The following is a 12,011-nucleotide window of genomic DNA, read 5'->3' on the forward strand; positions in this document are numbered from 1 at the left end:
CGACAGGAGCATGAATCATGTCCGTACTCGTGGCCGTCACCGACAGCGGCGAAGGGTCCTACGCACTCGCGGCCGCAGCGGAGGAAGCGGCGATGCTGGGCACCGACTTGCTGGCGATGAACCTCACGCTGAGCAGCTTGGACTTGTCCACACTGCCGGAGAATCTATCCGTCACCCTCATCGAACGTGCGGGCCGCGCCGATCGTGATCCGGTGACTGCGGTCATCGACGAGATCGACGCGAACCCCGACGTCACTCGTCTGGTCATCGGTATCAAACGGCGCAGCCGAGTGAGCAAAGCGTTGCTGGGCAGTGTGAGTCAACGGCTGCTGATGACGTCACCGGTGTCGGTGCTGGCGGTCAAGACTCCCGCCTAGCACCGACCGATCGGATCTAGACCGTGCAGAGCGGACGGATGTCCGGCGAACCCGCGGTGGTCGGTGAGGTGATCACCAGGCACGCGTTGTACCCACGCTGCTCCACGACGCGACGGATCTCGCGCCACTGGTCGGGCGTTGCCTGCGGGGAGCGTGAGAGCACGAAGCCGGACGTGCGGAACGGATCGCCGACCAGAGCCCACGAGTAGTCGTCGGCGATGTAGGTGACGATGTAGTTGGTCGGGCCGTCGGGGTTCTCCTGTGTGGGAACGCCGGGGAAGCTGACGTGCAGCTGTGCGGTGGTGACCGGGTCGTTGACACGGGCGTTGCCGACGATGAGGTTCTGCCCACCGGACCACGTGGTGCACGTGTTCTGCACACGCACGTTGTTCGGGTCGATCAGCTGGTAGTTGGCCTTGGTGTCCTTGGCGCAGTTCAGGTTGAACGGCTGCGGCACGGCAGCCAGCTGCCACCAGTCGCCGGTGTACCGATCCACGTCCAGCTTCTGGATCGGCGCGAGCGGCTCGAAGAGCGGTGCGGCACCGGCCGGTGCGACGGCACCGAAAACGGCACCGGCCATGAGGGCACCGGCGATCACGGCACGAGTCAGACTACGACGCAAAGACATTCGGATCTCCTTGGTTGATTTTTTCTGCGGTTGCACGGGCGCTCGGCCACCAGACGCGGGGACCGATCAGGGTGAAGAGGGCGGGGATGACCACGGTCCGGACGACGAACGTGTCCAGCAGGATGCCGATGCACACGATGATGCCGAGTTGGGTCAGGGTGATCAGGGGGAGCACTCCGAGCACGCAGAACACCGCGGCCAGGACGACGCCGGCGCTGGTGATCACGCCCCCGGTAGCCCCCACGGCTCGAACGATACCGGCGCGGGTTCCGTGCTCGGGAGTCTCCTCGCGTGCACGGGTGATCAGGAAGATCGTGTAGTCCACTCCGAGCGCTACCAGGAAGAGGAAGGCGAAGAGCGGAACGTTGTCGTCCAGGGCGGGGAAACCGAACAGGTGCTCGCTGACCCAGCTACCGACGCCCAGCGCAGCGAGGGCGCTCAGTACGGTCGCAGCGACGAGAATCAGCGGCGCCACAACGGCTCTCAGGAGGACGAGCAACACCACGAGCACGATGACGAGAACGATCGGGATCAGCAGTAGTCGATCTCGCGAGGCTGCAGTGCTGATGTCGTACGCCTGCGCGTCGCTTCCGCCCACGAGGGCCTGCGCTCCCGCGACGTCGTGGACCGCCGCGCGAAGTGACGCAACGGTGTCGAACGCCGCTTCGGACGCCGGGTCGGACGTCAGCACCACCGACCATCGAGTCAGGCCCGAGTCGGACTGCGCGACATCCGTGGACGAGTCGACACCCGGTGTGCCGTCGATCGCGCGGACCACCGCGTCGGCCTCGGAAGTCCGGGCGACGACAGTCGTCGGGTCCGACGATCCGGCCGGAAAGTGTTGTGCCAGCGTGTCGAAGCCGTCCACCGAATCGGCCGAGACTCGGAACTGATCGGTCTGGGACAGTCCGATCCCGGTGCCGAGCACGCCGACGGCGCAGACGGCCAGCACGACGACCGAGATCGCGGCGACCCGGCCTGGAGTGCGCGCGACCGCCGACGCGATGCGGTACCAGACGCCGGTGTGCTCGTGACCCGTCCCGGACGTCTTAGACACCTCGGGTACGAACGGCCAGAACACCTTTCGCCCACACAGAGCGAGTGCGGGGGGCAGTACGAACAGTACGAAGATCGCCGCCACGATCAGTCCGGCGGCTGCGAGGGCGCCGAGGCTGCGAGTGCTGGGCAGGATGCCGAGCACGAGGGACAGCAGGGCGAGCACGACGGTCACGTTGCTGGCGAGGATTGCCGGGCCCGACTGGCGTACCGCGTGTGTCAGGGCCAGTCGGTGGTTGCTTTCCCGCATCAACTCTTCCCGGTAGCGCGAGATCAGCAGCAGCGCATAGTTCGTGCCGGCGCCGAACACGAGCACGCTGGTGATTCCCGATGTGGAACCGTCGAAGGTCAAGCCGGTGAGGTCGGCGACGGCGGTGCCGACGGTACTGGCGACGCGATCGGCGATACCCACCACGAGGAGAGGAACCAGCCACAGGATGGGAGAGCGGTACGTGACGATCAGGAGCAGCGCCACCACGGCCGCCGTCACGGCCAGGAGCCGGAAGTCGGCTCCCGCAAAGGAATTGGCGATGTCCGCGCCGAATGCGGGACCCCCGGTGACCTGTGCGGTCAGATCGGTCGGCAGGCCGTCGGTCGCTGCGGACCGCAGCGAGGACACCGCGTCGTTCAAGTCGAAGCCCGACAGGGACGAATCGATCTGTACGGGAGCGATGGCGGCTTGCCCGTCGGGCGAGGGAACGGCCGGGGGAGCCGCCGCACCGACCGTCGACGCCATCCTGGCTGCCGCATTCTCGGCGTCGGCCAGATCGGTCGGGGTCAGTTCCGCACCGTCTCCTCGGGTCACTACCAGGATGACCGGGGCGGTGTCGGAATCGGGGAACTGTTGGAGAAGTGACTGCACCGCAGCAGATTCCGAGGACGGAGGAAGCGACGTCGGTGACTGTCCGGCCGAATCGTTGCTTCCGACGAAGCCCATGAGTGCGGCGGAGAAGACGAGTACTGCCAGTGCGACGGCCCACGAACGGCGCCGCGTGACGAGGGCGGCCACACCGTCCCAGCGCGAGGTGTCAGGCATGGGATCGATAATTTCAGATACTTAATCATTAAGCAACTGAGAGATTGATGGAGTACCCTTCGAGCCATGTCGGAAGGCGAAACGCGTCGCGAACTCGAGTCGCAGATGGCGTCCGACGTGCGCGCGCTCTCCGCGGCGTCGGACCAGATCTCGCGCATCTTCGCCCAGCAGCACAGCCTCGGGCCCAACGACTTTCGTGCGCTGCTTCACATCATGATCAGCGACATGTCCGGGCGTCCGTCCACGCCCGGTGAGCTCGGGCAGGCGTTGGGCCTCTCGTCCGCGGCCATGACCTACCTCGTGGAACGCATGATCACATCGGGGCACATCATGCGCGAACCTGACGAGACCGACCGTCGACGCGTGATCCTGCGGTACTCCGATCCGGGGATGGAGGTGGCCCGCGAGTTCTTCACCCCACTCGGTGCCCACACCCGCGAGGCGATGGCAGACCTACCGGACAGCGACCTGGCCGCGGCACACAGGGTGTTCGCGGCCATGATCACGGCCATGCAGACCTACCACGGCGAACTGGGAGGACGGCGCCCTAACTCGACCCGCTGAGCGCGAATTGCCGTGCAGTCCAGCGCATCACGAAGGGCAACCCCGTCATGGCGCCGATGAAGTGGTCGCCGGCGACGGGTTCGTAGTGCACGTTCGCACCGCCCTGGCGCCACTGCTCGACGAGCGTGGTGACGCCCGCTTCGGGAATGTAGCGATCGCCGATCAGTTTGCTCGCGGAGCCGTGAAAGAACGCGAACGGTGCGGCGGGAGCAGTGGCGCCAGGGCGGTTGGCCTCGATCACCCGGCGGGCGATGTCGGTCTCGAACGGGTTGGGCTCGTCGGTGAGGTCTTCTAGTCGCATACGCATCAAGCCGCCGAGAGCCAGCGGTAGCACGGACATGTCCTTCACCCACGAGGCCAGAAGCAACGCCTTCGGTCCGAAGAGCTCCACCATCTCCGGGTGCTCACGGGCGAGGCCCATGCTGGCGGCGCCGAGGAGACCCGCGGCGATGGTGCCGTTCATCGTGTCCAGGAGCAAGGAGAAATCGGTGGGAGTTCCACCGGCGACTGCGCCGGCAAGCGTCACGTCGGGGGCGTACGACGGCTGCAACTGAGCGGTCCAGGTGGTCGCGATGGCGCCGCCGCTGTATCCGTAGGCCACCACCGGGCTGTCCGCCAGCTCGGGCAGCACCGCCTTCATGCCGCGGATCGCGTCGAGCACCGCGTGCCCGGCCATCGTTCCCTCGGAATACGACATCCGGGGACCCTGATGATCGGCGACCAGCACGGCGTACCCGCGAGCGAGCCACAGCGGCATGACCGGAGGCAGGTCGGCACCCACGCCGTGCACGAGACGGTACGACGGGGTGCTCGTCGCACCGAGAGAGTCGATGGCGACGTTGTGCGCGACGACGGGCCGCGGCCCGGAACCGGTCCACGGACGCTTCGGAACGAGAAGCGACGCCGTGACCCCGGCGGGACGACCGCGCGCGTCCGTCGACCGCACCATGAACTGATGCAGCACCGTTCGCGGGCGCGGAACGAGACCGCGGGTGATCCGTCGACGGATCACCTCACCGGGCGCGAGATCGTCGATTCCCGGGGGAGTGAGGAAGAAGTCGTCGTTGCCGATGGGCGTGGGAAGGATCGATGCGTAGGGGTCGTCCGGTGGATTCACCGGCAGTCGTCCGGCCAGCACACGATCCATCACACCGAACAAAGTCATCTCTACCCCCTGCTGTCACTCTAGGACAGCGAAAAGGGGACGTCCCAGCGGGACGTCCCCTTCTGCGAGGTACAGGCGGAAAGGCTACTTGCTCTGCCGACCGCGGCCGATGCGCAGCATCAGCATGCCGAGGGTGCGGCCTTCCTGGCCGAGCTCGGAGAAATGATCGAGAACTTCGAGCTCACGGTTCGACGAAACCTGCGTGCGGCCGATGCGCGCGGCCAACTCGGAACGGCGCTGAACAGCAGCCTGAATATCCGCGTCGATACGCTCGATTTCGGTCTGAAGCTCGTCGAGCTCGGCTTCGGTGGTCGGCAACTCGGTTTCTGCCGGTGCGGTGGTGACCTGCGACGGTGCCGTCGTGTGCATCAGAAGACTCATATCCACTCCTCGTGTCACAAAGCATGTCGCTGTCGCGTTCCGGAGTGTTACCGGTCGTTACGAGTTTTTCTCCGAGACGGATATCACGTCGCCGTCGTCGCCCTTGCCGTGTACCTTTTGCCAACGCAACGAGTAGGGGCGAAGCCTGCGGTACCCCCGGACCCGGAACGGGCGGACCGATTTGAGGCGGAACGACTCGTCGTCGGCCAGCGCGTCGGCCATCTCCGAGTCCACGAGAACCGTCCCGGGATGCGCGACGCTGGTCAGGCGGGCGGCGATGTTGACCACCGAGCCATACAGATCGCCGAATCGAGCGAGGACCGGTCCCAGCGCAATGCCCACCCGCAGATCGGGCACGTCCTCCCGGTCACTGAACGCCTCGTGCAGGTGCAGCGCGATCCGGGCGGCGTCCGCGGGAGTCGACGTCTGGAACATCACCTCGTCGCCCACGTTCTTGATCACCGAACCGCGCCCGCGCGCGATCGTGTTCGTGGTGACGCTCTCGAACTCCTCCAGCAGCGACGTGAGCTCGTCGACCCCGAGCCGACGGGTGAGGCTGGTGTAGCCGACCATGTCGGCAAATCCGACGCACGTGACCGAGCTCGACTCGCCCTCGCTGTCGGTTGCCAGCGCACGGCCGGCGACGGCAGCGAGGTGTCGACGCCACGCGTAGTTCTGCAGCGACTCGATGGTGGGCACGGTCTTGGCGGCCAGGTCACGGGCCTCCCGCCGCACGGTGTCCGCGTCGGTCGACGACGACCGCTCCTGAAGTTGCTTGACGACATAGTTGTTGACCACGCCGATCTGCCACTCCGCCAGGCGCGACATCGACTGACCCAGGGTGCGCGCGATCGCGACTTCCATGGACTGCTCGATGATCTCCGCGTCGACGAGGCCGGTGATCAACTTCAGCGCCTCGATGTCGGCGTCGGTGAACATGACCGCGTTCTCGTCGGGGTTGACCGGGAAGCCCATGGCCACCCAGAGTTGTTGTGCGCGAGCCAGATCGATACCCACCGCGTCGGCGACCTGCGTCCGGTCGTAGCGGACGTCTCCGCCGAGCAGGTTGCGATCGATCTCGGACCGAACCAGCTCCGACACGTCCGATTCCGACCGGCCTCCGGCCTGCCCGCCGCCTGATTCCGACCGGCCTCCGGCCTGCCCGCCGTCCGATTCAGACATTTCCCAGCGTTCTGTCGAAGAAGGAACGAACATCGTCGACGTACTCGTCGAGCTTCGTCGGATCCCAGTCGGTGGTGGGAATGGGCTCCCCCACGGTCACTCGGACACTTCCGGAGTGCGCGGTGAACGAGGACTTCCACATGACCGAACCGGTGTCGTGCAGAACGATGGGCACGATCGGTACTCCCGCCTCCATCGCGAGGTGGAAGCCGCCCTTCTTGAACTTCCCGAGCCGCGTGGTGGGCATGCGGGTGCCTTCCGGTGCGATGGCCACCGACACCCCGCTGTGGAGTTTGTCGATGGCCGGTTGCATCGCCTCTCGCGCGGCTTTGCTGTCGGATCGGTCGACGTACGCCACGTCGAACACCGCACCCAGGAGTGCGAACCGCGGATCGCGGCTCAGTTCCTTCTTCGCGATCGCCGTGACGTCACGGGCGATGATGCCCGAGACCACGATGGCGTCCAGCGTGCTCTGGTGGTTGAACATGAACACTGCAGGGCGGTGGCTCCACAGATTCTCCTCACCCTCCACCTCGACCTTGACGCCCATGATGGCCAGGGCCAGAGCAGGTGCCATCGCGTTGGTGACGTTCGCCCCGGTGCGCCGGTTGCGACCCAGAATGCCCAGTGCCGCACCGAGTCCCGCGCTCGCCATCACCGAACCCAGAGCGGTCACCGTCCGCACGGTCGACACCACGTCGGCCCCACGCTGCGGCTTCGTCAGATGCAGTGTCGGCCATCCGCGCTCGCGGGCTTCGCGCTCGAGATCCTTGTCGGGATTCAGCGCAACCGGGGTCCCGACCGTCTCGAGCATCGGCACGTCCTCGAAACCGTTGGAGTAGCCGAAGCACTGATCGATGTCGACGTCGTGACTCTCGGCCCAGTCCAGGATGGCCTGCGCCTTGCGTGGGCCCCACAGGGACCGTCCGTCGAGCTCCCCGGTGAGCACGCCCGACGCGTCGACCGTCGGGATGGTGGCGATCAAATCGTCGAATCCGAGGTCGTCGCACACCGGGACGGCCTGATACGGGGTCGCCGACGTCGACATGACCACGAGGTGCCCGGCCTCGTGATGGGCGTGCACGACTGCCCTGATCTGAGGGAAGATCATGGCTGCGATCTCGGACCGGAACAGTGCGTAGGCCTGTTCCAGCAGCTCTTCGTGCGTTTTGCCCTCGAGTGCGCGAACGGCCTTGTCCATGAGGTTGTCGACCGTCGAGTTGCGTACGCGCATCTCGAGAACCGCACTCGTGATGTCCCACAGCTCGACGACGTTGACGTCGAGACGGCGAAGCCGTTCCTTGAAGATCGCGCCGGCGGAGAATCCGTCGATGACGGTCCCGTCGAAGTCGAAGAATGCCACGGTGCCGGGTCCCCGAGGAGCATCTGCGATCTGCTCCAGAAGTGTGGGCATCGTGATCATGTGTTCTCCCCTCGTCGACGAGCTGCGTCGGCGTCGACCTTGTCCAGTGCAATGTGTGCCATCACGCGGATCTGGCCCGACACGCGCGCCCACGACGCTATCTCGGCGGCAAAGTCGCGCCTGCGGACGGTCACACCTGCGGCGTCGGAGTCGAGCAGATCCCGGTTCTCGGCCAATTGCAGTGCGGTGTCGAACAACTCGTTCGAAATGGCGTCGCTGTGTTCGAGTTGCTGTCGAAGACGCTTGGCCTGCGCCGCCCCGAGGCACTCGGTCAGGAACGCCGGCTTGTCGAACTCCTTGCCCGGAGACAACATCAGAAGCTGATCTGCCACAACCTGATACGCCTCGAAGATCGGCTGCAGAACACGATGAGCCAGATGGAACGGCTGGCTCTCGAGCGACTTCACCGCATACGAGGGTTCCGAGATGGCTGTGCGCCACTGCGGGTCGATCAGATCGACCTCGGCTTCGAGACGCTCGCCGAACTCGCGCTTGTCCCCGAAGAAGAACTCGAACTTCAGCAGATCGCGGAGCTCGAGTGCCGACTTCCACAGGTCCTCGGCCGCAACCACTCCGGTCGGGCAGTCCTTGGTGCGCAACACCACCAGTTCGCCGATTGCGCGCATGACGAAGAAGTGAATTGCGTTGTTACGGAAGAACGCGAGCACCAGGTGCTTGTCCTGAGCCAGGTAGAACAGCGGCTCGGGTCCCTCGTCGAAGCGCTTCACCACGCCGGCAGCGACCTGCGCGCGGACGGCCGAGGTCATCACGTCGACGTTGTCGAGGTCGATTCCACCCGCAGTGGGCAGGCCGCGATCTCGGATGTACGTCGAGAGCGGAGCGATGATCGACCACATCTCGTTGACGTTGAGCGCGCGGTCCTCGATTCCGAGCATCGCCATGGCCACCAGCGCCGCCGGCGTGACGGGCGTGGCCTCGTTGATGGCATGCGACACCGCCAGAGCGGCCTTCTGCACCGCCACTCGCTTGTCCTCGTTGGCGTCGAGGAACCCGCGAACCGACATCGGCGTCCCGAACGACAGATAGACCGTTCCACGGATCTTGCCCTGCGCGCGGATGTACCCGATGGCCATGCGGATGCCCTCGGCCTGCTTCTGCGCGCCATGCATCTCTTCGGCCATGGTCGAGACTTCGTGAAGCCGGTCGTAGGTGATCGAGGTGGGCACCAGGTACGCGTCGGACGCGGTGCTGTTGTCGAGCGCGTCGAACAGGTACGACAACAGTCCGAACCTGGGCGGGCGCAGCTTTCCGGTCCTGGACCGGCCGCCCTCGATGTACCACTCGAGGTTGAACTTCTTGCCCAGCAGGAAGCTCATGTACTGGCGCAGAGTCCACTTGTAGATCTCGTCGGAGAACTTGCGCTGAATGAGCACGACGCCGCTGCGTTTGGCGAGGGGGCCGATCGGCCAGAACCCGACGTTGATCCCACCCATCACGTGGTTCATCGGGAACCCCTCCTTGAGGAGGGCGGGCCGCAACACCAGTGGGTCGAGGTAGGACCGGTGATTGGGTAGGAACACCAACGGGTGCGTCTTGTTCAGGTCCCGTACGGCCTGGAGTCCGGTCTTGTCGACCTCGACGTTGTACGCACGCGAGAAGTACTTGCCCAGCTGTCCCCACAGGTCCACGGCGCGATGGTTCTCGGTCGCCACCATCTCGTCGAGGATTTCGTGGACGCGGTTCTCGACGTCCTCGACGGGTCGATCGGCCGACTCGGCCAGTGCGGCCAGGTCGGTTCGGAACGACGCTCGGTCGGTCATTTCCTCGACGACGAACCGCGGCACCTTGTACTCGGAGCCGATGACCTCACGCTCGGCCCGGTCCAGCGCCAGAGATGCCTGACGCGCGATGAACGCCGACAGCGATCGGCCGCCGGTGTCGTCGAACCGCTCGCGCAGGTCGGACAAGGTTGCCGGTTCGCCGACGACGATGGTCCACGAATCGGCGTCCTGCGCGGGGGCCCAACGCAGGACCGACTTGCTCAGGCGAGACACGACCCGTCGACTCAGCGCGAGCTGCTGGTCGGGGGACTTGTGCGAGACGCGCAAGGGCACGACGAGCGGATCGGAAGCGGCCGCGGAGTCGGTGAATTCGGCGAGCGTGTCCGGTGACATCACGACCGACTCGGGCCGGTGCTCGGAGTCGCCCGACTGATCGTCGATCCACTGATTCGCCGCTTGTACGTCGAGATCGGACATCGCATCGATCAGATAGACGTGGGAGTTGCTACCCGTCGAGGCGCGGCGTGAATCGAGTTGAGACATGAACGTGTCGCTTTCCGCCGGGACTGGTGGCGGCAACGCTACGCCCGGGACCTGTACCTCGGTGCCACTTTCCGGCGACGGATCGGACCCGGCGCTTTGTGTCTTGTCACTGCGATCATTCGATCGAATTACGCCGGTAACACAAAGTCTGTGGTCGACGACTTCATGATCGGATCCGTGTCGCGTCGCCTAGCCCCCCGACCGGGCGGCGCGACGCGGGTCCCCATTCCGATGCCGGTGTACAGATCGCCGCTGATTGTTAGTCTCGGACACATGCGGACCGGTTGGATCGTTCCCATTGCTGCACTGTCTCTGTTGGTCGGATGCTCGGCCGGAACCGAGATCGAGGGTTCCCCGAAGGTCGAGGGCTCGCAGAGTGATCCGCCGTCGTTGGCGGAGCTGTTGCCCGACGAGTCGGACTACCCGATGGCGGTGTCGATCGAGACGGCGACCAAGAACCAGCTGGTCGAAGGCACGGGACCGTCGGTGTCCGCCGGCAAATGCAACGACATTCTCCAAACCGCGAACGACTCACGTCGGCAGCTGTTCGAGTCCGCAGACGACCTCGTCGGCAATGCGGCTACGTCGGAGGACACGTACTTCTCGACATCGGTGATCATGGTCGACGGTCCCGACAGTTTCGGCATGCTGCGAGAATTCGTCGACAAGTGCCCCTCCACCGAACTTCCGGCAGAGAACAACGCCTCCGGTAGTCAGAAGGCCGAAACGTTGGACCTGCCCAAGGTGCTGACGGACGCGGATGGGGTCACGGACACGTTCTTCGCGCAGTTCGATGTGCAAGACGTAACGGACGGGGCGACGACCTCCAGCACGAGCCTCAGTGCGTACGCGGTCGTCGACGGTGTCTCGGTCTACGTCGACAGCACGTACGCCACGGGTGTCAGCAATGGTGATCGGTTCACGCCACTGAGCAATGCCGACCGCGGTCAGGTCGCCGACCTGCTGAGTTCGTTGGTGAACTCGATTTCTACCACCTCCTGATGACGACACCGCGGACCGAAAGCCTGGTCCGGCTGCGACGCGTACGCGACCGCATCGACCGCGACTTCGCGCAACCCCTCGACGTGGAAGCGCTGGCGCGCGGTGCGCACATGTCGGCGGGGCATCTGAGCAGACAATTCCGCTTGGCCTACGGCGAATCGCCGTACAGCTATCTCATGACACGCCGCATCGAGCGGGCCATGACCCTGCTTCGCCGTGGTGATCGCACCGTCACCGACGCATGCTTCGCCGTCGGGTTCTCCTCGCTCGGCACCTTCAGCACGCGTTTCAGCGAGCTGGTCGGGATGTCGCCGAGTGCGTACCGGCGCAGCGCGGTCGGCGCCACGGACGGAGTTCCGGCCTGTTTGGTCAAAGTCGCCACCAAACCGGTCAGGAATCGAGAAGCGGACTCCGGCGTGGATCAATAGCGTTCCGGTCCATGACCATCACCATCACCATCCACGCCTCCTTCCTCCCCCACACCGACGCCGAAGCGTCCCTCGCCTTCTTCCGAGACGTCCTCGGCTTCGAAGTGCGACTCGACGTCGGATACGGCGACATGCGCTGGATCACCGTCGGGCCGCCCGGTCAGCCGGATACCTCGATAGTGCTGACGCCACCGGCTGCGGACCCCAGCATCAGCGACGCCGAACGCGCGGTCATCGTCGACATGATTGCGAAGGGAACGTACGCCTCCCTTCTGCTCGCGACCGACGACCTCGATGCCACCTTCGAGAAGATCGAGGCGAGCAACGCCGACATCGTGCAGGAACCGATGGAACAGCAGTGGGGAACGCGAGATTGCGCGGTGCGAGACCCGGCAGGAAACATGGTCCGGATTCAGCAGGCGGGGTGAGGCGGGGCTGCGTTCATTACTGTCTCGGATTCGCCGAATTGGGAAAATCTGCGCGA

General features: G+C 65.3%; 12 protein-coding genes. 5 read left to right on the forward strand and 7 right to left on the reverse strand.

Annotated elements, in window-relative coordinates; genetic code table 11:
• Nucleotides 1-17: 17 nt before the first annotated feature.
• Nucleotides 18-377, forward strand: a complete 360-nt coding sequence (locus tag IEW02_RS01615; RefSeq protein ID WP_188542963.1) for a universal stress protein — start codon at nucleotides 18-20, stop codon at nucleotides 375-377.
• A 16-nt stretch (nucleotides 378-393) separates the two neighbouring features.
• On the opposite strand, the gene IEW02_RS01620 is transcribed toward IEW02_RS01615, so the two are convergent.
• Together IEW02_RS01620 and IEW02_RS01625 are read right to left on the reverse strand one after the other, a co-directional pair.
• Nucleotides 394-1,005, reverse strand: coding sequence for a lipocalin family protein (locus IEW02_RS01620; RefSeq protein ID WP_188542964.1), 612 nt, complete (start codon nucleotides 1,003-1,005; stop codon nucleotides 394-396).
• Nucleotides 989-3,097, reverse strand: a complete 2,109-nt coding sequence (locus IEW02_RS01625; protein WP_188542965.1) for an MMPL family transporter — start codon at nucleotides 3,095-3,097, stop codon at nucleotides 989-991. The genes IEW02_RS01620 and IEW02_RS01625 overlap by 17 nt, the downstream gene beginning before the upstream one ends.
• Before the next feature lie 66 nt (nucleotides 3,098-3,163).
• Between IEW02_RS01625 and IEW02_RS01630 the strand changes: the two genes are divergently transcribed.
• A complete protein-coding gene (locus IEW02_RS01630; RefSeq protein WP_188542966.1) occupies nucleotides 3,164-3,661 on the forward strand; it encodes a MarR family winged helix-turn-helix transcriptional regulator in 498 nt (165 codons plus the stop codon).
• Here the strand turns inward: IEW02_RS01630 and IEW02_RS01635 are convergent.
• The 5 genes from IEW02_RS01635 to IEW02_RS01655 all read right to left on the reverse strand — a co-directional run bounded on the left by IEW02_RS01635 (nucleotide 3,645) and on the right by IEW02_RS01655 (nucleotide 10,097).
• Complete coding sequence (locus IEW02_RS01635) at nucleotides 3,645-4,826, reverse strand: lipase family protein (RefSeq protein ID WP_188542967.1); 1,182 nt, start codon at nucleotides 4,824-4,826, stop codon at nucleotides 3,645-3,647. The genes IEW02_RS01630 and IEW02_RS01635 overlap by 17 nt on opposite strands.
• A gap of 84 nt (nucleotides 4,827-4,910) precedes the next feature.
• On the reverse strand, nucleotides 4,911-5,207 hold the full coding sequence (locus IEW02_RS01640) for a chorismate mutase (RefSeq protein ID WP_371829900.1): 297 nt from the start codon (nucleotides 5,205-5,207) through the stop codon (nucleotides 4,911-4,913).
• Nucleotides 5,208-5,264: 57 nt separating this feature from the next.
• Nucleotides 5,265-6,389 (reverse strand): adenylate/guanylate cyclase domain-containing protein, encoded by a 1,125-nt coding sequence (locus IEW02_RS01645; RefSeq protein WP_188542968.1) that lies wholly within the window; start codon nucleotides 6,387-6,389, stop codon nucleotides 5,265-5,267.
• On the reverse strand, nucleotides 6,382-7,812 hold the full coding sequence (locus IEW02_RS01650) for an HAD-IB family hydrolase (protein WP_188542969.1): 1,431 nt from the start codon (nucleotides 7,810-7,812) through the stop codon (nucleotides 6,382-6,384). The genes IEW02_RS01645 and IEW02_RS01650 overlap by 8 nt, the downstream gene beginning before the upstream one ends.
• Nucleotides 7,809-10,097: a glycerol-3-phosphate 1-O-acyltransferase gene (locus tag IEW02_RS01655; protein ID WP_188542970.1), complete on the reverse strand. Its 2,289-nt coding sequence runs from the start codon at nucleotides 10,095-10,097 to the stop codon at nucleotides 7,809-7,811. Before IEW02_RS01655 ends, IEW02_RS01650 begins: the two co-directional genes overlap by 4 nt.
• 273 nt (nucleotides 10,098-10,370) lie before the next feature.
• On the opposite strand from IEW02_RS01655, the gene IEW02_RS01660 reads away from it, so the two are divergent.
• From IEW02_RS01660 to IEW02_RS01670, 3 genes are read left to right on the forward strand one after another with little or no spacing between them, the layout of a single operon-like run.
• Nucleotides 10,371-11,099 (forward strand): hypothetical protein, encoded by a 729-nt coding sequence (locus IEW02_RS01660; protein WP_188542971.1) that lies wholly within the window; start codon nucleotides 10,371-10,373, stop codon nucleotides 11,097-11,099.
• Nucleotides 11,099-11,527 carry a helix-turn-helix transcriptional regulator gene (locus IEW02_RS01665; RefSeq protein WP_188542972.1) on the forward strand — a complete coding sequence of 143 codons (429 nt, stop codon included), beginning with the start codon at nucleotides 11,099-11,101 and terminating at the stop codon, nucleotides 11,525-11,527. Before IEW02_RS01660 ends, IEW02_RS01665 begins: the two co-directional genes overlap by 1 nt.
• A gap of 17 nt (nucleotides 11,528-11,544) precedes the next feature.
• On the forward strand, nucleotides 11,545-11,955 hold the full coding sequence (locus tag IEW02_RS01670) for a VOC family protein (RefSeq protein WP_188543934.1): 411 nt from the start codon (nucleotides 11,545-11,547) through the stop codon (nucleotides 11,953-11,955).
• The last annotated feature ends 56 nt before the right edge of the window (nucleotides 11,956-12,011 follow it).

The organism is Rhodococcoides trifolii (genome assembly GCF_014635345.1).
Lineage (GTDB): Bacteria > Actinomycetota > Actinomycetes > Mycobacteriales > Mycobacteriaceae > Rhodococcoides > Rhodococcoides trifolii.